Annotated in this window: 19 protein-coding genes; 14 read left to right on the top strand and 5 right to left on the bottom strand. The window is 67.4% G+C overall.

Features of this window, described 5'->3' with window-relative positions; genetic code table 11:
* The 5 genes from KF709_04790 to KF709_04810 are packed head-to-tail and all read right to left on the bottom strand — an operon-like array spanning position 1 to position 4,644.
* Positions 1-1,185, bottom strand: a complete 1,185-nt coding sequence (locus tag KF709_04790) for a phosphatase PAP2 family protein (protein ID MBX3173703.1) — start codon at positions 1,183-1,185, stop codon at positions 1-3.
* Positions 1,182-1,832 carry a CoA pyrophosphatase gene (locus KF709_04795; protein ID MBX3173704.1) on the bottom strand — a complete coding sequence of 217 codons (651 nt, stop codon included), beginning with the start codon at positions 1,830-1,832 and terminating at the stop codon, positions 1,182-1,184. Before KF709_04795 ends, KF709_04790 begins: the two co-directional genes overlap by 4 nt.
* Position 1,833: 1 nt before the next feature.
* Complete coding sequence (locus tag KF709_04800; protein ID MBX3173705.1) at positions 1,834-2,196, bottom strand: hypothetical protein; 363 nt, start codon at positions 2,194-2,196, stop codon at positions 1,834-1,836.
* 42 nt (positions 2,197-2,238) lie between these two features.
* Positions 2,239-3,456, bottom strand: coding sequence for an ABC transporter permease (locus KF709_04805; GenBank protein ID MBX3173706.1), 1,218 nt, complete (start codon positions 3,454-3,456; stop codon positions 2,239-2,241).
* 3 nt (positions 3,457-3,459) lie between these two features.
* Positions 3,460-4,644: an efflux RND transporter periplasmic adaptor subunit gene (locus KF709_04810; protein MBX3173707.1), complete on the bottom strand. Its 1,185-nt coding sequence runs from the start codon at positions 4,642-4,644 to the stop codon at positions 3,460-3,462.
* 90 nt (positions 4,645-4,734) lie between these two features.
* Between KF709_04810 and KF709_04815 the strand changes: the two genes are divergently transcribed.
* From KF709_04815 to KF709_04880, 14 genes are all read left to right on the top strand, one after another.
* On the top strand, positions 4,735-6,039 hold the full coding sequence (locus KF709_04815) for a dicarboxylate/amino acid:cation symporter (protein MBX3173708.1): 1,305 nt from the start codon (positions 4,735-4,737) through the stop codon (positions 6,037-6,039).
* Entirely contained in the window at positions 6,032-7,225 is a 1,194-nt protein-coding gene (locus KF709_04820) for a glycosyltransferase (protein MBX3173709.1), read from the top strand. Before KF709_04815 ends, KF709_04820 begins: the two co-directional genes overlap by 8 nt.
* A 51-nt stretch (positions 7,226-7,276) precedes the next feature.
* The gene (locus KF709_04825; protein MBX3173710.1) at positions 7,277-7,939 is read left to right on the top strand and encodes an HAD-IA family hydrolase; all 663 of its coding nucleotides are present in this window, start codon (positions 7,277-7,279) and stop codon (positions 7,937-7,939) included.
* A gap of 57 nt (positions 7,940-7,996) precedes the next feature.
* On the top strand, positions 7,997-11,107 hold the full coding sequence (locus KF709_04830; GenBank protein MBX3173711.1) for an N-6 DNA methylase: 3,111 nt from the start codon (positions 7,997-7,999) through the stop codon (positions 11,105-11,107).
* Complete coding sequence (locus tag KF709_04835; protein MBX3173712.1) at positions 11,092-13,575, top strand: hypothetical protein; 2,484 nt, start codon at positions 11,092-11,094, stop codon at positions 13,573-13,575. Before KF709_04830 ends, KF709_04835 begins: the two co-directional genes overlap by 16 nt.
* Before the next feature lie 576 nt (positions 13,576-14,151).
* Entirely contained in the window at positions 14,152-14,718 is a 567-nt protein-coding gene (locus KF709_04840) for a sigma-70 family RNA polymerase sigma factor (GenBank protein MBX3173713.1), read from the top strand.
* On the top strand, positions 14,715-15,386 hold the full coding sequence (locus KF709_04845; GenBank protein ID MBX3173714.1) for a hypothetical protein: 672 nt from the start codon (positions 14,715-14,717) through the stop codon (positions 15,384-15,386). Before KF709_04840 ends, KF709_04845 begins: the two co-directional genes overlap by 4 nt.
* A gap of 2 nt (positions 15,387-15,388) precedes the next feature.
* Positions 15,389-16,294: a DUF4097 family beta strand repeat protein gene (locus KF709_04850; protein ID MBX3173715.1), complete on the top strand. Its 906-nt coding sequence runs from the start codon at positions 15,389-15,391 to the stop codon at positions 16,292-16,294.
* 3 nt (positions 16,295-16,297) lie between these two features.
* A complete protein-coding gene (locus KF709_04855) occupies positions 16,298-17,083 on the top strand; it encodes a DUF4097 family beta strand repeat protein (GenBank protein ID MBX3173716.1) in 786 nt (261 codons plus the stop codon).
* A 122-nt stretch (positions 17,084-17,205) separates the two neighbouring features.
* Positions 17,206-18,036, top strand: coding sequence for a hypothetical protein (locus KF709_04860; protein MBX3173717.1), 831 nt, complete (start codon positions 17,206-17,208; stop codon positions 18,034-18,036).
* A 75-nt stretch (positions 18,037-18,111) separates the two neighbouring features.
* Complete coding sequence (locus KF709_04865; GenBank protein ID MBX3173718.1) at positions 18,112-18,753, top strand: Bax inhibitor-1/YccA family protein; 642 nt, start codon at positions 18,112-18,114, stop codon at positions 18,751-18,753.
* Positions 18,754-19,074: 321 nt separating this feature from the next.
* A complete protein-coding gene (locus KF709_04870; GenBank protein MBX3173719.1) occupies positions 19,075-20,025 on the top strand; it encodes a DUF4268 domain-containing protein in 951 nt (316 codons plus the stop codon).
* A gap of 509 nt (positions 20,026-20,534) precedes the next feature.
* Positions 20,535-21,320, top strand: a complete 786-nt coding sequence (locus tag KF709_04875) for a GIY-YIG nuclease family protein (GenBank protein MBX3173720.1) — start codon at positions 20,535-20,537, stop codon at positions 21,318-21,320.
* A gap of 711 nt (positions 21,321-22,031) precedes the next feature.
* Positions 22,032-22,511: a hypothetical protein gene (locus KF709_04880; protein ID MBX3173721.1), complete on the top strand. Its 480-nt coding sequence runs from the start codon at positions 22,032-22,034 to the stop codon at positions 22,509-22,511.
* The last annotated feature ends 135 nt before the right edge of the window (positions 22,512-22,646 follow it).

A 22,646-nucleotide genomic window follows, 5' to 3' on the forward strand; every position in this document is an offset into this window, starting at 1 on the left:
CTAGCGCGCGAACTGGGCGTTGAACTGCCAGGCCGCGCGACTCAGGAAGCCGTCGGCGCGGAACTGTAGGGGCACGCTGACGCCGAGCGCGGCGGCACCGCCTACAAGCCACAATCGCGCGGTGTCGTCGCTGCCCTGCTCACCGCTCGCGCGCAGTGCTCCCACGAGGATTGCCGCCGCGCCGAGATCCGTGAGCAACGCCGCCGCCCATCGCGTGCGCACGGCGCGGCTCCCCAAGGCCTCGGCGGTCGGCACGCCGGAAAAGGCCGCCTCGAGTGAGCCCGGAAAGAAGAATCCGAGTGTCGCCACGTGCGCCTCGTCCGCGCCGCGGACCACGGCCAGGCCGTTCCAGCGTGGCACCACGTTGAGCGCGCAAGACTCGTAGCTGCAGGACGGCAGGCGCGAAGGCGAGGCAGACTGTGCGCCGAGTGCAGCCGTGGGGAGTGAGAGCAGGCCGAGCAGCGCGAGCAGGGCGCCGCCATTGACCCCGCCGCCGCTGATCGAGCCGGACGAGGCGCTCGCCGCCGAGTTCGGCGGCGTCGAGGACGACGCCGAGGCCGACGCGTCCGCCGGCGCAAAGAACCGCCAGAGCAGCCAGCCACTGAGCCAGCCGAGTCCGGCAGCGAACACGACATCGCTCACGAAATGCGCGCGGTGCAGCACGCGCGTGGCCGCGCAGCCAATCGCCAGTCCATAGCCCACCCAGCGCGCGCGGGGAAACAGCCGCGCCAGCATCGCCGCGCCACCGAAGGCCACGGCCGCGTGCGAGCTTGCAAAGCCCAAACCACCGGTGCTCCACGTGCGCTCATCCCACGGTCGGAAGCCGTACAGCCCATCGTGCGCACCGGGCCGCTCACGGCGCACCACAATCTTGATCAGCTCCGCCAGTGCGCCCGCCAGCGTCGGTGACCAGAACAGCAACCACGCGCGCCGCTTGGCCCAAGCGCGTCGCGCTGGATTGCTGCCTTCGTGCAGCCCGACCGCCAGCGCCAGCAGGATCCAAGTGCCGCTGAAGCCCATCACGCGTAGCAGGCGGCCGAGGTCCTTGTCGTAGATGGTCGGTGCGTTCAGCCACTGGTATGCCGTGCGGTCCACGAGCATCGCCACGGCGGTGGCCACCAGCGTGATGGCGAGCGCAATCCACGCGCTGCGCGGCGTCGCCTCCCGCAACCCGACCTCGCTCATCGCCAAATCTCCCCGAAGGTGCTGAGGATGCGCTCCGTCATCCCCCACACGGTGTAGTCGCCCAGCTGGAATGCGTCGACGCGCAGCTGCATATCGCGCACTTCCACCGTTGTCACGATGCGCGTCGCCGGCGCGAAGAGCTCGCCGACGCGCACCCAGCGCCAGGACGCGACCTCGTGGTTCGGCGTCACCTCGACGGACGTCGACGCCCCCTGCGCCGCGTCGAGGATCGTCACGTACGGCCGCACGATGATCGGTGGCAAGACGGGCGTGCGCGGACGCAGTTCATCGAGCGCACCAAGCACGCGGCCGTGCGCCCGAACGTCGATGCCGACTTCCTCGATGGTCTCGCGCAGCGCGGTCTCCTCGAGCGAGGCATCACCGGCATCCCAGCGGCCGCCTGGCAACCCGACTTGCCCGCTCCAGGGATCGCCCTCGCGCGCTGCGCGGCGGATCAGCAGCAGCTCGAGGTCGTCCTCGGCCTCGCGGAGCACGAGGGCAACCGCCGCCTCGTGATACGGCTCGTCTCGCTCGGCGAGTGCTCCGGGGCGCTGCACAATCGCCTGTGCAACTCGGGCGATGCGCGACTCCACCGACGCCGCACGCGCCGCAGCCGAGGCGTCCGAGGCGTCAGCGCCCGCGGCCATCTCAGCCCTCGACGGGACCGTCGGCCGCCACCCAGCTCGCCCAGCCGCCGGCCATGCTGGCGACGTCCTGATAGCCCATCACCTGCATCACGTCGGCGGCAAAGGCGGAGCGATTGCCGCGCGCACAGTAGACCACGACCTTCGCCTCGCGCGGGATGAGCGCCTCGACCTTGGTCTCGAGATTCCCGCGCTCAATCACGATGGCGTCGGGCAAGCGCCCGAGATTCGTCTCCTTCGGCTCGCGCACATCGAGCAGCACGGGCTTGTCAGCGCCGTCGAGCGCGGCCATCACCTCGGCGACGGTCACCTCGCGGATGCGGCTCTTCGCCTCGGCAATCAAGTCGGCGGCGGTCTTGTACGACATCTATATGGGAGGCGTCGGGGTGGCACGGAGGGCCAGCCGCGGTCACTCGTAACGCAGGGCCTCGATGGGATCGAGACGCGCCGCCCGCCGCGCTGGCCAGACCCCGAAGAATATACCGATGGCCGCACTGAAACCGACGGCCAGCAGGATGGAGTCCATCGACACCTCCATCGGCCAGCCGTTGAGCCGTCCGAGGAACATCGCCGCGCCGTAACCCATCGCCACGCCCACCACACCGCCGATCAGGCAGAGCGTCATCGCCTCCAGCAGGAACTGGATGAGCACGTTGCGGCGCGTGGCGCCCAAGGCCTTCCGCACGCCGATCTCGCGCGTGCGCTCGGTGACCGACACCAGCATGATGTTCATGATGCCGATGCCGCCGACGATGAGGCTCACGGCGGCGATGCCGGCGAGCAGGAAGGTCAGCGTCTCGCCGGCCTCCGCCTGCGCCGTGAGAAACTCGGAGTTGTCCTGAATGCGGAAGTCGTTGGTGGCATCGGGCCGCAGACGATGCTCGCGCCGCAGGATCTGCTCGATGTCCAGGATGCCCGCGTTCATCCGCTCCGGCGCCACCAGCTTCGCATTGATGCGCTGGATGCGGTCCGAGCCGAAGATTCGGAACTGCCCGGTACTGAGCGGGATGAACACCGACTCGTTGGGATCGTCGCGCCCGCGGCTCGCATACTGCCCGAGCACGCCGATGACCTCAAAGTTGATGCCACGGATCTGCACCTGCCGCCCCACCAGGTCGGCGGCCACGACCTCACCCAGCCGCAGTTCCTCGGGGATGTCCGCGCCCAGCACCACGACCTGCTTGCGCTGCGCCTGGTCGCCTTCGCTGATGAATCGGCCCGCCACGAGTTCATAGCGATCGATCTGCTCCAGCTGCGGAACCGTCGCGATGACATCGACGTTTCCGTTGTTCTCGCCGATCTTCAGCTGCTGCCGGCCCGTGAGGATCGGCGCCACGGCGATTAGCGACGACGCCTCCTTCAGCGCCTCCGCATCGTCGATGGTCAGCCGCGCCCGCTCGGCGCTGGCCGCGCCGCGCACGAAGGACTGACCGGGCGAGATCGTCAGGCGGTCCGTGCCCAGTGCGGCCAGCTGCGCCTCGACGGCGGCCTGTGCGCCGGAGCCGAGCGCAATCATCGTGATGACCGCTCCCACACCGATCACGATACCGAGCGCCGTGAGGAAGGCGCGCCCTTTCGTGGCCCGCAGCGAGGCCAGCGCGACGCTGAGGATCTCGGAGAAGCGCACGGCTCAGCCTCCGCCCAGCGGTCCGCCCCCGACGCGACGCTGGATCCATTCGGCGCGGCGCGCCTGGTCGGCCAGCAGGCCAGAGGTCGGCAGGATCACGACCGTGTCGCCTTCGACGAGGCCATCGAGCACCGCGGCCCAATCGTAGTCGGTGAGACCCATCTGCACCGCCTGCGCCCGCACCTGCCCGTTGTGCCGCACGAAGGCCGCGAAGGCACCGCGGGGGAAGTCACGCAGCTGCGCGCGGATCGAATCCGAAGAAAGGCCCACGAGTTCGGCGACCGTTTCCACATCGCGCTCGTCGCGCAGCGCAGTGACCGGCACCGCGAGCACGTCACGGGCCTCGCCGATCATGATTTCCACCTCTGCGTTCATCCCGGGCTTGAGCAGCGCATCCGCGTTGGGGATGCGCACGATCACCGGGAACGTCGTGACGTTCTGCTCGATCACAGCCTCGGCGCCCACGCGCAGCACTTCGCCGCGGAAGGGGCGGTTCGGGAACGAGGCCACGGTGATCTCCACCGGGAGGCCTTCCTTGATGCGGCCGATGTCGCGCTCGTCGACCAGCGCGCGCACCTCGACGATATCGAGCGAGGCCATCCGCATCAGGATCGCACCGCCGCCCACGTCGCGGCTCGCCGAGGCGATGACGCTGCCCACGGCGACGCTGCGGGAGAGGATGACGCCGTCGGATGGCGCACGCACTTCCGTCTGCACGAAGGCGATGCGGGCGTCCTCAAGCGCGCGCTGCGCGCGGATGAGGTCTGCGTAGGCGGTGGCACGCGAGAGCCTTGCGGCTTCGGCTTCCTCTTCCGTCAGCGCCTGCTGCGCGAACAGCTGCTCGGCGCGCTCAAGCCGTGATTCGGCGTTGGCCAGCGCGGCCTGCGCGACGACGGAATCGGCCGTCGCCTGGATGACCGCATTGCTGGGAATGCGTGGGTCCACGCGCGCCAGGAGCTGGCCGCGGCGGACCATCTCGCCTTCCTCGACGTGCACCTCGGTGATCTCGCCCGAGGCCTGGGATTTGACTTCGATGGTGGTCACCGGCGCGACCGTGCCGGCGGCACGGGCACTGATGACGATGTCGCGCGCGCCGATAACGGCGGTGCGGAGCGGTTCGGCGCTTTCAACCTCGGAACACGCGGCGACTACGAATGCAGCCGCGGCGAGACCGAGCGCGTGGCGCAAGGCATCTGGTCTCATATCTCAGTAACGCGTAAGGCGTGAAGAGCGTTCAGAAGAGGCGGAGACGCGGTTCTCGCGCCAGATTTGCCCCCTATGTCTCTGACGTTACAAGTACTCTTGGGGTTAATCGCCGGCCTTGGCCTGGGGCTTGGCATCGCGGGCGTCGAGGGCGCCTGGGCCGCGGCGCTGGTGGGCTGGATCGAGCCGCTGGGGACGCTGTTCATCAACGCGATCCGGATGACGGTGATTCCGCTGGTCGTCGCCACGCTGATTGTCGGCGTGAGCGCGGCGCCGGACCCGCGTGCGGTCGGGCGGCTTGGCGCGCGGTCGCTGGCGATCTTCGTCGTGGTGATCGCGCTGGCGTCGATTGTGGGCGTGGCGCTGGGGGCGCCGTTGCTGGGCGCCTTCGATCTTGATCCGTCGGCGGTTGATGCGCTCCGCGCCTCGGCCGCGAGCGCCGGCGAGGCCGCACAAGCGAACGCCAAGGTGCAGACGCTGAGTGAGTGGCTGCTGTCGTTGGTGCCGACGAACCCCATCAAGTCGGCGGCAGATGGGGCGATGCTGCCTTTGATCGTCTTCTCAGTGCTCTTCGCAGCGGCGATGACGCGTGTGGAGGGCGAGCGGCGCGCCGCGCTGCGCAAGGTGTTCGAGGGCATCCAGGATGCGTCGCTGGTGCTCGTGCGGGCCATTCTCGCAACGGCGCCCATCGGTGTCTTTGCGCTGGCCGTGCCGCTCGCGGCGCGGATGGGGCTTGCGGCTGCCGGTGCGCTGCTCGGCTACATCGTGATCGTAAGCAGCATCTCCATCGTGTTCATGGCTTTGGTGCTGTATCCCGCGGCCGTGGTGATTGGGCGCACGCCGCTGCGTGAGTTCGCCAAGGCCTGCTTGCCGGCGCAGGGCATCGCCTTCAGTTCGCGCTCCTCACTGGCCGCGCTGCCGGCGATGCTGGAGAGCGTGAGGGACAGCCTGCGCCTGCCGCCGCAGATCGGCAGTTTCTTCATTCCGTTGGCGGCGAGCATGTTCCGCGCGGGCGCGGGCATCGGACAGACGGTGGGTGTGTTGTTCATCGCGAAGTTGTACGGAGTGGACCTGAACACGGCGCAGTTGCTCACCATCGCGGCGACGAGTGCCATCACGTCGTTCAGCGTGCCGGGTGTGCCGGGCGGTTCGATTCTCGTGATGATTCCCGTGCTGATGGCGGCGAACATTCCTATAGAAGGTATTGGCATCCTGCTCGGCGTGGACACGATTCCCGACATGTTCCGCACCACGACCAACGTGACGGGGCATATGGCCGCCGCGACGATCCTCGCGCGTGGCGAGCGCGCGGGCGACGCATCGGATGACGCAGGTGCGCCGCGCCTTGCGACCGGCACATCCGCCGCTGCTAGTGGCTGAGCACTGGCCGGCGCTGCTGGGCGCCGGACTCTGGGCGCTGCCGATGCTCGTAGTGGCCCTGCGGTTCCGCAACTCGCGCCGGCTCGACGAGTACGCGCAGCGCGTTGAGGGCGACACGCCGCTGGTCAGCGTGGTGATCCCCGCGCGCGACGAAGCGCACAACATCGGTGACTGCCTGCGCAGCGTGCTGGCGTCCTCGTATCCGGCGCTGGAGGTGATTGTGGTGGACGATCACTCCAGCGACGGGACGGCTGACATCGCACGCGGCGTAGCCGGTGAAGATGCCGCGCGGCGTGGTGGACAGTCGCGTGTGCGCGTCGTGCCGGCGCCGCCGCTCCCGGACGGCTGGTTCGGCAAGCAATGGGCCTGTCACAGCGGTGCGCAGCAGGCAGGCGGTGCGCTGCTGCTGTTCACCGACGCCGACACCAGGCACGGCTCCGAGCTCATCGCGCGCAGCGTGACCGCCCGCGAGCAGCGCGGCGCCGACCTGTTCACGGTGGCGGGCCATCAGGCTGCCGTCAGCTTCTGGGAAAAGGTGCTGCAGCCCTACGTGATGAGCATCTTGCTCGCGCGCTACGGCGGCCTCGAGACGATGAGCCGCAGCACGCGCCCCGTCGATAAGATCGCCAACGGCCAGTATGTGCTGACCGCGCGCGAGGCCTACGCGCGCGCCGGCGGACACGAGGCCGTGCGTGCGCACGTGGCCGAGGACCTGCGCCTGGCGCAGAGATACACCGAGCTGGGGATGAGCGCGCAGATGGTGTTGGCGCAGGATCATCTCAGCACGCGGATGTACACGAGCCTGGGTGAGATCTGGCGCGGTTGGGGGAAGAATGTGTACGCGGCGGGTCGCGACACCCTGCCATTGGGCGCCATCGGGCGCGCGGCCTTGCCGTTCGTGTTTCCGCTGCCGGCGCTCCTGCCCGTGTTCCCCATCGTGGTGCTCGCGCTTGGACTCTCCGGCGTGCTTGGCGACTGGGCCCTGTGGTTCGGCACCATCGGCTCGGCCACCAGCGTCCTCTATTGGATGGGATCCTACGCCTATGCGCGTCTCAATCCGCTTTGGGGGCTGAGCTATCCGCTGGCCGCCGTGATGTTCTCCGCCATCTGTGCCACGGCTGCGTGGCGCGGCAGTCGCGTGGCCTGGAAGGGCCGTGGTTACCATTCGGTGAGCGCCGCGCCGTAGCAATCGGCGCCGTCGCGCCCGACGACCTGAACCCGCGCCAATTCAAGCCCCGTGGCCCCAACTCGCAACTACGCCGTGCTGTTCGACCTCGACGGCACGCTTGTGGATTCCATCGGCCTGCTCATCGCGAGCATGGAGTACGCATACGAGGGCCGGGCGCTGCGGCCGTCGGTACGCGAGTGGACCAATCTGATTGGCACGCCGTTGGATCAGATGCTCGGGCTCTGGGCCGAGGATGAGGCGGACGTGGCGCGGCTGCGGGCGCGGTATCGGGAGCACCAGCTCGAGCATCACGACCGTATGGTGACGGCGTATCCCGGTACGGTGGACAGTGTGCGTGCCCTGCACGCGGAAGGATTCACGCTTGGTGTCGTGACGTCGAAGCTCGAGACGGGCGCGCGGCGTGCGCTGAAGTTGATCGGCGTGGAGGAATGCTTCACCACGGTCGTCGGCATCGAAGCCACGACGCGGCACAAGCCGGAGCCCGAGCCGGTGCTTGAGGCCTTGTCGCGGCTTGGGGTGCCGGCAGCGCGCGCGGTGTTTGTCGGGGACTCCACGCACGACATGCACGCCGGGAATGCGGCGGGCGTCGAGACCGCGGCCGTGCTCTGGGGCCCGTACTCGCGCACGGATCTCGAACCGACAAAGCCGCGGCATTGGCTCATGGCGATGCCGGAGGTGGTGCCATTGGCGCGGATGTTGGCGACGCGATGATGTAACGGGCAATCGCGCGGTGCGCGGCTGCGACGGCTCGCAGGGCAGCGTGCGCGCGTGCTCACCACAATCGATGCGGCCAAGCTCCTGAGCGCCCCGCGAGACGGCAACAGCCTGTGCGCGCTCGGCGAGGCGCTGGGATTTCGCGCTACAGGATCACTCGCACGTCGCGAGTGCCGTCGACTCGGCCTTCCCGAGGACATCGCCGCTCCCCGACTCGGCGTCGGGGCCAACGAACTGCGAGCCCTGTACCTGCGGGCGCCGGCGGCACAGGCTTCACGCGATGCGCTCGCACGACTCTGCAAGCAGGTGGCGTGGGTCGCACCGGAGTTTGGGTGGTTGATTCTGGTCGACCTGCGCGAGTCCGACCGACTGGTCGTCGCGGTCCCGCCACTTGGTGGCAGCGGAAGCGTAGCCGCGCTGGAGGTCGCGCGCCGTTCCGTCACTGAGCGCGACGCAGAGACGTTCGCGGCGCTGGCAGGCGCAGCGGGCGACTCCACGCTCGCGCGGCATCGGCGTTGGCGCGAGATCCTCGGGCGCGACGCCCTGTCGCAGCGCTTCTATCGTGAGTTTGAACGCGGTGTCGGCGCGTTGGCCGATTCGTCGCAGGGACGCGCGACGCCCGACGAGCGTCGCACTATCGCGCTGTTGCACGCCTCGCGCTTGCTGTTTGTGGCATTCCTCGAGGCGCGGGGCTGGCTCAACGGCGATCGTGAGTTCCTGCGGCAGCAGTTCACGCTGCGCAGCGGCGGTCGCGGGGCGCATCGGCGAATGCTCGAACCCCTGTGGTTCGGGACGCTCAACACACCGCTGCGACGACGCGCGCCGGATGCAAAGGCCTTTGGCCGCCTGCCGTTCCTCAACGGCGGCCTGTTCACGCGCACGCCACTGGAGCGCCGCCTGCGGCATCTTGCCCTGCACGACAACGCACTTGGCGACTTCATTCACCGCGTCCTCGGCGGATTCCGCCTCACGGCGCGCGAACAGGCGCTCGACTGGTCCGATGCCGCGGTCGACCCGGAGATGCTCGGCCGAACCTTCGAGTCGCTGATGCACCCGGCGACGCGCAAGAGCCGCGGCACCTTCTATACGCCGCCGGCGATGCTCGGCGCGCTTACCAGCGATGGGCTGGCGGCCGCGCTTGAGCACGCGACGCTGGCGGATCTCCGCATCTGTGACCCCGCCTGTGGATCCGGCGCGTTCCTCGTGCACGCCTTGGATCGACTGAGCGCCCTTTGGCAGGCAGGTGGCGACAACTCGCCACCGACCCAGATCCGCCGTCGCGTCGCAACGCAGCAGATCTTTGGCGTGGACATCGATCCCATCGCGGTGTGGCTCTGCCAGCTGCGCCTGTGGCTGGCGGTCATCGTCGACGACCCCGCGAGCGACCCGGCGGAACTACAGCCACTGCCCAACCTGGACCGCAACGTGCGCGAAGGCGATGCGCTCGCTGGCGACGCCTTCGCACACGCGGCGACCCCCACGGGCAGGCTCACGGCACCGCCGCTCGGTTCTGCCTTAGCGATCTCGCGGCTGCGCGAGCGATACGCCCGCACCACAGGCGCGCGCAAGCGGACCCTGGCGCGCACGCTCGACCGAGAGGAGCGCAAGGCGGAGATCGGCGACGTCGAGCGACGGCTGCTGCTCACACAGGCGCAGCGCCGCGACCTGCTGTCCGGTGTGCGCTCGCCGACTCTCTTCTCCGGGCCTCGCACGCCCAACGCTGCGGCCTGGCGTGAACTCGCCGCGCTCAGGCTTGAGGCGCGGCGGTTGCGCGCGCGACTCGAACGGCTTCGCGATGGCGCCGCCCTTCGCTTCGGCTTCGCCTCGCACTTCCCTCACATCGCCAGAGAGGGCGGGTTCGGATTGGTGCTCGGGAACCCGCCCTGGGTGCGGCCCCACGCGGTAGAAGCCGACGAACGCGCGAGACTGCGCGAGCGATTCCAGGTGTTCCGCAGCGCGCCGTGGGAGGCCGGTGCGGCCGGTGCCGGTGCTGGCCGCGGCTTCGCGGGCCAAGCGGATCTCGCGGCGCTGTTCACCGAGCGGGCACTGCATCTCGCACGGCCCGGTGGAGCCATTGCGCTGCTGCTGCCCGCGAAGCTGTGGTCCTCGCTGGCGGGCGGAGGTGTTCGTGCGCTGCTCACCGACAGCACTCGGCTGCGTGTCGTGGACGACTGGAGCGAGGCATCACAGGGCTTCGACGCGGTCACGTATCCGTCTGGACTGGTGGCGACGCGGGTGGAGGCGCAGGCCGCGGCGCGGCCGTCAGACGGCGTGAAAGTCCGCGTCAGGCGCGATGACGACCTGCGAGAATGGAAGAGCCCGGCCGCGGGCCTCGCGCTCGACGACACAGCCGGAGCGCCCTGGCTGCTGCTGCCCCCCGCCGTACGCGCCGCCTTCGATCTGCTCGCCTCGCTGGGCACGCCGCTGCATGAGACCGCCTTCGGCCGCCCTACGCTCGGCGTGAAGAGCGGCTGCAATGCCGCCTTCGTGCTCGCGCGGCACGAAGCCGCAAGGCTCGGCATTGACGCCGGCTCGGTCCGTCCCCTGCTCCGCGGCGAGGACCTCGCGCCCTGGAAGGCGCGGCCGTCGGAGTCGCGCATCATCTGGACGCACGACCGGCGCGGCGCGGTGCTCGAAACGCTGCCGAGCGCTGTACATCGACACCTGCGTCGCTGGCGACACGAGTTGGAGCGGCGCAGCGATGCGCGCGGCGCGCGCTGGTGGTCGCTGTACCGCACGGAGTCCGCGCGCAGCGACCGGCCACGCGTCGTGTGGGGAGACATCGGCAAGCAGCCGCGCGCCCTCGTGCTACCGCGCGGCGACCGCTCGGTACCGCTCAACACCTGCTACGCCGTCTTCGCCGCGACAGAGGACGACGCGCACGCGCTGGCCGTCCTGCTCAACTCCGCGATCGGCACTGCCTGGCTCGCCGCGCTGGCCGAACCTGCTCGCGGCGGATATCGGCGCTTTCTTGGTTGGACCTGCGCGCGGTTCCCGCTCCCACGCGACTGGCCGCAGGCGCGGACGCTGCTCGCAACACTGGGAGCACAAGCGGCGGCGGGGAGCGAACCACCAACTCCGCGGGAGATCGACGAGCAGGTGCTCGCCGCCTATGGTGTGGAGGAGTCTGCCATCTCCGCGCTGCTCGCGTGGAACGGGTGTTAGCCTCGCGGCGACTCGCCGAGGTCCAGCGGCGCATTGCGGATGCGTGGTTCTCCGCGCGTGGCACCGCCGCGCAAACCTCCGCTTCACTCGGACGATTCACGCTCCGTGACTCGCAGCGGGAAGTGCTGCGCCGGATTGACGCAGCGCTTGCCCACTTCGGCGGCGCCCTCCTCGTGGACCCGCCGGGCACGGGCAAGACCGTCATCGCACTCGGCGTCGCGCGGCGCTACCCCGATTCACTTGTCGTCGCACCCGCAACCTTGCGCGACCAATGGCTTCGCGCCGCTGCCCGCGCGGACGTTCCGATGCGGTTCGTCTCAGTGGAGGCGCTCAGCCGCGACCGCGAACCGTTGCCCGCTGCACTCGTCATCGTCGATGAAGCGCATCACGTGCGCAGCCGCAGCACGCATCGCTACGCACGTCTCGCGGAACTCTGTCAACGTGGCCAGGTGCTGCTGCTCACTGCGACGCCCGTCGTCAATCGACGCAGCGACTCCGATGCCCTGCTTGAGCTCTTCCTCGGCGCGCGGGTCGCGGAACTCTCGCCGGCGGACCGTGCGCGCATCGTGCTGCAGTCGGGCGCAGGCGATGCACGGCGACCGCCCATTCTGAGACTTCAGCCACTGGCGGTGCCCGAGCACCCGATGATTGGCCCGGCCATCGACGCCCTGCCCGCTCCCTTCCCCACCGCCGATGGCAGCGCGGCCCTCGCGCTGATCCAGGCCTCGCTTCTGCTCGCGTGGCAGTCCAGCCTTGCTGCGCTGAACGCGGCGCTCCGTCGACGACTGCAGCGCGGGCAGGTGCTGCTGGAGCACCTGGAGCGTGGGCAGTGGCCCGAGCGATCGCAGTTGCGCGACTGGATGTTGTTGGACGATGAGGCCACGCAGTTGGGACTGCCGTTTGCGCTCGACTCCCTGCCCGCGCCTGGCGACGCGGTGCAGGTGCTCGAAGCGCATCTTCAGCAAGTCCGCACCTTGCGCGCGCTGGTCAACCCGTCGGTCGAGGGTGATGCAGCTGCTCGTGCCAGCGCGATTCGCGGGCTGCTGTCCGAGCACACAGGACGCCGCATCGCTGTGTTCGCGGCGCACGCGGAAACGACTCGGGCACTGTGGCGCGAGCTCCGGGCGCTTCCGGGCACGGTTGCGGTCATCGGGCCGCGAGTGCTCGCCGCGTCTGGCCGCTGGCATCGCAGTGAGATCCTCACGCAACTCGGCCCGCGCGCGCGGCGCTTTGACCCTGCCGACCCGCGCGGCGTCCGCTTGCTGCTCAGCACCGACGTGCTCGCCGAGGGTGTTGAGCTGCAGGGCGTGGATGTGATCGTGCACGGCGATGCTGCGTGGACGCCGGCGCGACTTCGTCAGCGGGTCGGGCGCGCTGCGCGCAGTGGACGCGATGCACCGGTGTTCGTGACGCGGTTCGGTGTTGATCGCCAGGCGATGGCGCGGCTGAGACTCGGCGCCAGACTCAGGGCCAAGCAAGACGCCGCACACGCCGAACTGCGCGCGGCGCGCGCAGTCAGGAAGCTCGACCGACTCCTACAGGGCTGGCGGTCCCAACCGCGCGACGGCGACCAAGCACCCGTGCGGGGAGACTCGCGGGAAGAGCCGCGGGGGGCGTCGTGGCAGGCCTCAGTACTCGCAGCGGCGACCTCGAGCCGCGCTGGTTTCGTTGCCGTACTGCAGATGGGCGCGTCGACACAACTCATCTGCGGTCGATTGCGGAGCAGCGGGTGGAAGGTCGGAAGTGATCCCGCGACGCTGCTACGGGCGCTGCGCGAACTCAGCGCATGCCCGAAGCCGTCGTCGCTCCCGTCGCGACGCCGGCCGCTTGATCCACCGAGTGTGGCCAGGCCGTCGCATGGCGAAGTTCGATCCGTGCTCAAGGCGATTCGGCGCTGGCTGCAACAGAGCGCGAGCCGAACCGCAACGGCAAGCGAGTCCGGCGACCCCGACACCTGGCGGCTCCTGCTGCGCCGCGTGCACGAGGACAACGACTCCCAACCGCTCACCCGTCGTGCCCCTCGCGAAGCGCAGTGGACGCGGCTGCTCGAGTCGCTGCGCCAACGCCCACACATTGGGCTCTGGCGCGGCCTGCGCCGGCTGCTGCGCGGGCCGAGAACTGACGCGGACCTGCTCGCGGCGATCGACAGGCTGGTCGGGGGCGCCCAAGGCCGCCGTGATGTTTCGGCGGAGGCTCGGGACAGCCCGAGCAAGTCAGAAGCGCGAGTGCGAACAGTCGCGCTCTTGCTGCTTAGAGCCCCAGCCCCTATCGCCGCTCCCCATCCGCCGGCAGCGCCACCCGCTCCGCCCGGTCCGCCATCAGCCGCGCCTGAAAGCGCTGCGCCTCGCCGATCCGCTCGATCTCGATCGCCATCGCATCCATGCTCTGCTGCAGGCTGTGATACCGCTTCTCCACCTCGGCCGCCTTCACCAGCGAGCGATCCATCCGCTTCTCGATCACCCGCGTGATGAACCGAATGATCGGATAGCCGAGCACGATCGCGATCAGCGAACCGAACACGACCTCGACGATGGAGATGACTTCGGGGGGAATATCGGGCTCCCGGAAGGGGGGTTGCACTAGGGTAATCGCTTCGCCCTGCTGCCGCTCGACCGCGTTCTGGACCTCGCGGCGGACGATTTCCCGGACTTGGTCGGCGGTGCTCTGCGACCCCAGCGCCTGATCGACCGCATCGGCCGCGGCATCGGCTGCCTGCGTCGCCGCCTGCTGGGCGCCGGTCGCGGCACCTGCCCGCGACGGCAACGCCGGAATCGCCGGAGGGGCCGGCGATACGGGAGCGGGAGTTCCTACCTGCTGCACGACTGCCATCTGGTCTGGTCCGGGTCGGGGGTCACCCCACCCTACGGCGCTCGCCCCGGGGAGGTGTCGGAGCCAATATCCAGTCACTGGCCGCCCGCGGCTAGTCGCGCTCGCCTCAGGCGAGCCGCCAAACTCTCCCAGCCAGCCGCCAATCCGCCAGGCCTCGATTCAAACCGTGGGCCCTCCCCAACCATCCAATCCGGCGTGAGAAGCTTCTACGCCTCGTGACCGCTCCACTGACCCTTTCCCGCTCGACGTCCACCGGACCGACCGACGACGTGACGCTCGCCGCCCGCGGCGATCGACACGCCTTCGAACGGCTCTACCGGAGCCACGCGAATCGCGTCTTCTCGATCTGCGTGCGCATGGTCGGCGACCGGGGCAAGGCCGAGGAGCTCACGCAGGATGTGTTCGTCAGGACCTGGGAGAAGCTCGGCAGTTTCCGCGGCGACGCGCAGTTCAGCACCTGGTTGCACCGCTTGACCGTGAACGTGGTGCTGAACGATCGCGAAGCCGAGGGCCGGCGCCGGAAGCGAATGGACGATGGCGTCGAGGACATGGACGGGATCTCGGCCGGCGATGTGCGACCGCTGCCGGTGCCCGGACTGTCGCTGGACCTGGAGGCGGCCATCGCGGCGCTTCCGCCCGGGGCACGGAAGGTCTTCGTGCTCCACGATGTCGAGGGATACACGCACGAGGAGATCGGCGAGATGCTGGGCGTGACCGCCGGGGGCTGCAAGGCCCAACTGCACCGCGCCCGGATGCTGCTACGGAGGATGTTGACCCAATGACCATGACCCCACACACCGAACACGACGTCACCCTGGACGAGCACCGCGCGAGCTGCGCCGAGTGCCGTGCGCTCTGGGCGGAGCTGGAAGCGATCAGCGATCGCGCCGCCGAGTTGCCGGACCTCGCGCCTTCGCGGGATCTCTGGGCGGGCATCGAGGCGCGGCTGGGACCTATTGATGCGATGGCGACTGGCGCCACGGAGGCGGCCGCTGAGTCATCGGCTCAGCAGCGCGCGAAGCGCCGCTGGTTCTCCGCGCCCATCGTCCGGCTCGCCGTCGCGGCCTCCTTGCTCGTGGCCGTCAGCTCGGCCGTGACCTGGCAGATCGCCTCGCGTGACGCCGACAACACGGATCTCGCCGCGGCCATCCAAGAGGATGATGCCACCGGCGCCGTGCATCTCGCCTCCTTCACCGCCAGCGTCACGCAGCTCGACCAGGAGATCGCCGTGCTGCAGGCCATCGTCAGTGAACGGCGCGAGTCGCTGGACCCGCGCACCATCGCGGTGCTCGAGGCCAACCTCACCGTGATCGATGCGGCGATTGCCGACAGCCGCGCCGCCCTCAAGGCCGACCCCGCCAGCCAGTTCCTCGCCGCGGAGTTCGCCCGCGCGTACACCAGCAAACTCACTCTACTGCGGGAAGCAGCCCTGCTCCCGACCGGACTTTGATCATGCACAAGCACTTTCGATTCCTTGCCGCCCTCGCCCTGCTCGGCGCGCTGCCCCTCGTGGCAGAGGCCCAGCGCGATGGCGATAGCGTGGACACCACGCTCACCATCAGCCGCGGTGGCATCGTGCAGCTTGACGCCGTGAGCGGACAGTTCCGCGTCGTCGGCTCCAGCCGCAGCGATGTGCGCATCCAGGCGAGCATCGAGCGCGGACGCCTTGAGCTGAGCACCAGCAGCAGCCGCATCGGACTGCGCACGCGCTCCGTCGGCGGCCGGCAGACCGGTGCGCGCTTCGAGGTCGAGGTGCCCGTCGGCACGCGCGTGGCGATCGGCACTGTCTCCGGCACCATCGTCGTTGTTGGGACGATGGGCGAGGTCACGGCCAAGTCCACCAGTGGCAACACCGAGGTGCGCGGCGCCCGTGATCGCCTGGAGATCGGTTCGGTCTCCGGTGAGGTGGATGTGCGCGACGCCACCGGCCGGATGTCGGTCGAGTCGGTCAGCGGCACCATCCATATAGAGGACGTCGAAGGCGACCTGCGCGCCGAGGCGGTGAGCGGGGACGTGAACATCCGTCGGGCGCGGCTCACCGAACTGCGCGCCAATGCGATGAGTGGCTCAGTGCGCTACGACGGCACCATCGCGCCCAGCGGTTCGTATCGCCTCAACTCGCACTCCGGCAGCATCACGATGACCATTCCGGCGGGCACCAATGCGCTGCTGGATCTCGAGACTTTCAGCGGCCGCATCAACACGGACTTCCCGCTCACGCTGCAACCGGGTGAGACGGGCGGCCGTAGGGGACGGCGGATGGAGTTCACGCTCGGCCAGGGCGGCGCGCGTATCACGGCTGGCGCCTTCAGCGGCAGCATCAACATCCGCCGGGGTTCGGCGGGCAACCGGGACTGATCAATGCACAGCGCACTTCGCACTCTCACGCTCGGCGCGGCCCTCGTGGCCAGCGCCAGCGCGCTTCAGGCGCAGGAATCCGAGCGCTCCAACTGGACGGGCAACCTCGGCAACGGCCGCACCGTCTACGTCCACAACGTGAACGGCGCCGTCCGCTTCGAGGTCGGCAGCGGCAACAGCGTGCAGGTGGAGGCCACCAAGCGCGCGCGGCGCAGCAGCAGCTTCGACCGTGTGCGCATCGAGACGCGTGAGGATGGCGGCGACATCATCATCTGCGCGCTCTACAATGAGAACGCCACTTGCACGCGTGATGGCATCCGCGGCGAGCGCAATCGTGACCGCAACTGGCGCGATGACACGCCGAGTGTCGAGTTCGTGGTGCGTGTCCCGCGCTCGGCGCGGGTGGATGCGAACACCGTCAACGGCGACGTGACGATTCCCGAGATCGAGGGCACCGTCAGCGCCAGCACCGTGAACGGCGATGTCGAGGCGCGCTCGTCGCGCGGCCGCGTGTCGGCGAGCACCGTGAACGGTTCCATCAATGTGGGTGGCAGCCTGGATGGCGACGTCGAGTACAGCACCGTGAACGGCAGCGTGACCGTGGAGCTGCCCCCAGACCTCAACGCCGATGTGGACCTGAGCACCGTGAACGGGCGCATCTCGACGGACTTCCCGATCACCTTCGACGGCACCATCAACCCGCGGCGCATTCGCGCGTCGATTGGCAACGGCGGCCCGAACGTGCGGATCCGCACCGTGAACGGCAGCATCCGCCTGCGGAAGCGCTAGCCGGGGCGCCGACTCCCGCGAGCTCGCAGCAGGGCTCGCGGGAGTGCCGGAGGACAGCCGAAGAAACCCCACGCGGACCGACCCCGTATGTTCAGGTGTCCCCTGAACCTCGGAGTCGGTCCGTGTCGTCTCGCTACCTCCTTGTTCTGCCGCTCGCCCTGGCCCTTGGCTGCGACGATCCCGAGAGCGGACCGCTGCAGACGGACCGGAACGCGTTCACGTACTCGGCCCATATGCAGGGCGAGCGCACGCTGTATCTGCGCAACGGGCGCGGTGTGATCGATGTCGAGCCGTCGGCGGACGACACGCTGCGCATCGAGGCCGACATCAGTTGGCGCGGTGGGCCTGAGCGTCCTGATGGCGTCTACCTCTCCGCCAACCCAACCGCCGACGGCATCCTCGTCTGCTCGAAGTTCGGCGAGGGCACCTGCACCGTGGAGGACTACGGGATCAAGGGAGGCCGCGGCAATCCGTTTAGCAGCCGTGGCCTGCGCGTCGCGTATCGCGTGAAGGTGCCGGCCGGCGTGAAGCTCGATCTCATCGGCGTGGACACGCGGATCACGTCCGCGTCGACTGCCCCTGTGAAGGCGCAGAGCGTGAATGGCGACGTGACTGTCGTGACGGCCGTGGGCCCCGTGCGCGCCTCGACCATCAACGGTGACGTGGATGCGCGCATGACCACCTTGGCGGGCGGCGATTCTGTGGTCGTGTCATCGCTCAACGGTGAGGCCTGGGTGTTTCTGCCCGAGACTGCGGCGTTCACCGCGGACCTTGCGACGACCAACGGGCGCGTCGAGTCCGACTTCCCCTCGCTCGCCGGCGGGTCCGCGTCGCGCAAGTCTATAGATGGCGCCATCAACGGAGGCGGTCGCGTCGTGCACGTGCGCACGCTGAACGGGCGCGTGGGTGTTGGGCGTCTCGACGCCGAGGGGCGGTCCTACCAGCGTCCGTAGGGCACTGGGTATATTGCGTCTGGACTCTTTACCGGACTGCCGATGGACCAGACCTTCCCGCAGACTGCCGTACTGGTGCGCACGGGCGCCGAGCGCGCCACGCTGGTGCGCCGGACGTATCTCCTTGTGCTGGGTGGCGTGGCGCTGACGATTGTGGGCGTGGGGTTCACGTTCACGCAGCCGGCGTTGATGGAGCTCGTGGCGCGGCATCGGCTCTTGTCATTTTTTGCGGCGCTGCTGCCGTTGTTCCTGGCCATGCGCGCGCGGACGCAGTATCCGGCGAATATCGGGCTGACGCTGCTGTTTTCGTTCACCATCGGCGTGTGGATTTCGCCGCTGATGTTGTACTACTCGCAGGTTGCGCCTGGGGTGATCGGGCAGGCGGCGGGGCTGACGTTCTCGGCGTTCGGGGTGCTGACGGCGTATGCGTGGATTAGCAAGCGGGATTTTAGTGCTTGGGGGAGTTTCTTTGTTGTCGGGCTTTGGGTGTTGATTGCCACCTCGCTGTTGAATCTGTTTTTCAGGAATGAGTCGGCGGCGCTTTGGCTGAGTGGGGCGACGGTTGTGATTTTCAGCGGGCTGCTTGTGTTTGATACGTGGCGGATCCGGAATGTGTATGGGCCGGATGAGTATGTGGATGCTGCGGTGGCGATCTATCTCGATCTGTTGAACATGTTCTTGGCGATTCTGCATTTGCTTGGCGGGCGTCGGGACTGATTTTCTCAGGCGGTAGGCGAAGGCCCCCGGCGCGAAGCGCCGGGGGCCTTCTGATTTGATTGGCAGACGAAGGTTTCTCCCGAGAGTGCCACGCCCGGACTTCGACATTCACCGGCAGCCGAGTGGATGCATGCGCAGCGGAGTCATCGCAAACCTAGGGCACGCAAGCGTGCGCCCTGGAGGGGCTTGCGGCACTGGATGCGTGGCACCATCGTCGGTGCATATGGCATCTGCCAGCGACTTGAATCGCATCTAGGTGTGGATATCGTCGCTGGCTAACGCAAGTTATGCGGACTTCTCACGTACTTAGCTCACTCACAGATGCCTGACTTCGGCGTTCTTGCGACGGTTCCTGTGCGCACCGTATGGGCAAACGAGGCGCGCGACTTCACGCCTTGGCTGGCCGCCAATCTCGGTGCGCTCGGCGCGTCTCTTGGGATGGACCTAGAGCTCGTGCAGCGCGAGGCCGACATCGGCGACTTCTCGCTCGATCTCCTAGCCAAGGATCTGAGCACCGGTCGTCATGTCGTCATTGAGAATCAGTTTGGCGCGACCAATCACGACCACCTCGGCAAGCTGCTCACCTACGCCGCTGGTGTCGATGCGTCCGCCGTGGTGTGGATCGCTGAGTCTATCCGAGACGAGCACCGTCAGGCGATTGAGTGGCTGAACCGTCGCACGGACACCGGTCTCCATTTCTTCGCCGTCGTCGTCGAAGTTCTGCGCATCGACGAGTCGCGACCCGCAGCAGTCTTCAAGTCCGTTGTCGCTCCGAACGAATGGCAGGAAGAAGCGCGGGAGACAACAGACCGGCAAACCTCTCCGAAATCAGAGGCCTATCGCCGGTTCTTCCAGTCGCTTATCGATGAGTTGCGTGAGCGCCATCGCTTCACCGGCGCTCGTGCCGGGCAGCCTCAGAACTGGTACTCCTTCTCGTCGGGCATGCCCGGTATCACTTACGGAATGTCCTTCGCGCAGGATGGGCGTGCCCGCGCAGAAGTCTACATCGACCAGGGTGACGCCGACGCCAACAAGCTCGTCTTCGACACCTTGCTCAAGGACAAGAAGTCCATTGAGACCGCGCTTGGTGAGGCACTGGAATGGGAGCGCCTCGACAACAGGCGTGCGTCTCGCATCGCACTGTATCGCGCTGGCTCTATTGACAGTTCGGACGAGGAGCTTGGGGAGGTCCAGGCCTGGGCGGTCGATCGGCTCCTCAAGCTCAAAGCCATTCTCGGGCCGCGTGTCCGTTCCGTGCTCGACGCCGCATAACGACGCTTGCAGCTGTCGGTCGCGTCAGGGGAGCGGGAGCGGGACGCGCGCCTGATGCCCTAGGTCGGTCTGGCGCGCGCCCCGCTCCCGCATTTTGTTAGAGCGTCCGCAGCTGAAGCAAACGCTATGCCGACTGGAGATGCTGTGCTCCTTCATCTCAAGCATCGAACGAGCTAGATATGTCGAAATGGTGCGACTCCTGCCAATCAAGAGTCGGAGGCACACCTTCGAACTGCCCTGCGTGTGGGCGGTCACTTGCAAACGCACCCAATTTAGGGTCACGCAGACCAGCATCTCCGATGCGCTCACGCCCAGTTCCCCTCGGTGCTAACGAAGCCGATCGAGAGGATCCCGTCGCGAGGCGAGTGCAGCAGGCGCTCGAACGGCAGCGCAAGTTGCGTGAGGAAGAAGAGAGCCGGGAGCGCACAGCAACGCCGGGAAGAACACGTCCTCTCGGGACTAGGGCCCGAGGGCGTCAAGCTGAGGGCAAGGAAGAGTCGGCGCGGCGGATGGATGAGTTGGTGTCCGCGCAGGAGTATGTGCGCAAGGATGCCCTAGGACGCGCGGCGCGCGTTGAACATCTGTCGCAGCATTATGGCATTGCTCCGAGTCTGATTGAAGAAGCAGCAAGTGCAAGTCCTCAGTGGACACGGAAGCCAGCTCGTGACCGGCTGCAGAACGTTGCCGGTGTCTTGCCCGCCCTTCTGGCTCTTCGTGAAGACATGATCTGGCTGGGGGCTCTTCTTGGTTTCGGAGTCCCGTGGCTGATTGGGAGCCTCCGTGACCTCCGCTCGGCTGCAATTCTCAGCAGATGGGCGAGCGCTCGTGGAACAGATAGAGGCACGGTTTCCGCGACGCTCACTGAGTTGGCGATTCTCGAGACAGAAGCAACAAACCTGCTGCTTCGTGAACAATTCGGAAGAGAGTATTCTGGGCTAACCAGCGATGCGGCAACTGCGGAGCGATTGATGGCCGCGACGAAGCCCGCGGGCTTCGTCTATGTCGTGTCGAATCCCTCGCTCCCTGGGCTCGTCAAGATCGGCATGACCACCCGATCCATTCCACAGCGGCTGGCCGAACTGTTCACGACGGGAGTGCCCACCCCCTTTGAATTGGATGCCGCATGGCCAGTGCAGGATCCGAAGATGGTCGAAACGAAGGCTCACGAGATTCTGAAAGCCCAGCGAAAGGGAAACGACCGGGAGTTCTTCGCAATCGACCCTGCAGTTGCGGTGTCTAGGCTTGCGGCATTGTTGGGCCCGCCGCCGTTTGGGCGGCACCGAACACGCAAGTGATGGGCGGTCAGTACCCTCTGCCGGTCATACTCAAGGTGCCCGCTTGGGGCCGATGATTGATGGGCGCGTCAGTCTGTCATGCGTAATCTTCTCCTCCTGCACTGGCCATCATCACGCTCCGCTCCTGCTCCGCAACTTCACACAGGCTAGATAAGAGCGCGTCAGCATGACGACGCGTGATGCCCGTGCTCCTTGTAACCGACGACCGATTCTTCAAGGAAGTGGCAGTACGGGCCGGAGCAGCGGGCACAGTGCTATCAATCGGAGAATACCGTGCTTTACTTAATCGGCAACGGGCGGCATAACGGAGGTTGGTGCACACGGCCGCATCAGTGAAGCAGTTGGACGGCCGCGCTTTCTCGTACCTTTCGGTTGGGCGCGGCCGCCCACCTGCATCTTATGGAAGCGTCCACAGCACAACCAAACGTTGGCGCGACAGCCGGCATTCGCACATGTCAGCATTAACACGTCCGACTACACTTCGCGCCGCTGAGATCTCGCAGAGACACGGTACACTCGAGTGGCCTAGGCTAGGTGGCGTCTTTCAGCGCGCAGTGCTAGCTGTTATGGCAGTCGTTCTCAATATTTTTCTAGCGGGTCACATCCATGACGGCGGAAGTGAGTTCATCCGAAGCTACCCCAGTACAACCCGGTCCGATCAGAGCATCGAGGCGCTGGCCGCAGGCGACTGCACTAGTTCTCGTTCTAGCGATGGCTTCGGTCGCTGTTGCCAATCACCTTCTGGTTTCCTCACCAGTCCTCGAGGCGGTGTCCCAGGACACTCGCAATTCCGGTTTCAGGCTCAAAGCACGCTTCAGCCATTACATCAATCCAGTTGTTCTTGTTCTGGACCTAGCTGAGGTCCAGAGCGCAGCACCCATCGACCTTCTACGCGGCCTTTTTCAAGCGGCAGCAGCGCTCGAACAGAAGGGGCGACGCTTCGAACGAATTGTGCTTTCGCGCAGCGGGACGGAGGTCTTTCACATTGGCGGGGAGGACTTCTCTGAGTTGGGCGCGGAGTATGCAGCAGGGCAGAATCCGATCTACCTGGTTCGCACGCTACCAGAAAAGCTACTGCTGCCGGATGGCACCTCAGCATACTCGTCTTGGAGCGGCGGACTTCTTGGAGTTGTTGGAAAGCAGATGGAGGACGTTTCGGCGGCAGCCAATCGCTGGGCGAGCGGTCAGTGACATTCCCTCTCGCCTCACTCTTGCCGCCTTACCCCAGGCTATTCTGGCTCGTGCGCAAACACGCAACGCTACTAGGCCTCAGACGATCTCTTCTGCCCCTGGCGCTTGGTTCTCTAGGCTGCGTCTCACAGGACA

The sequence above is a fragment of the Gemmatimonadaceae bacterium genome (assembly GCA_019637445.1).
Classification (GTDB): domain Bacteria; phylum Gemmatimonadota; class Gemmatimonadetes; order Gemmatimonadales; family Gemmatimonadaceae; genus Pseudogemmatithrix.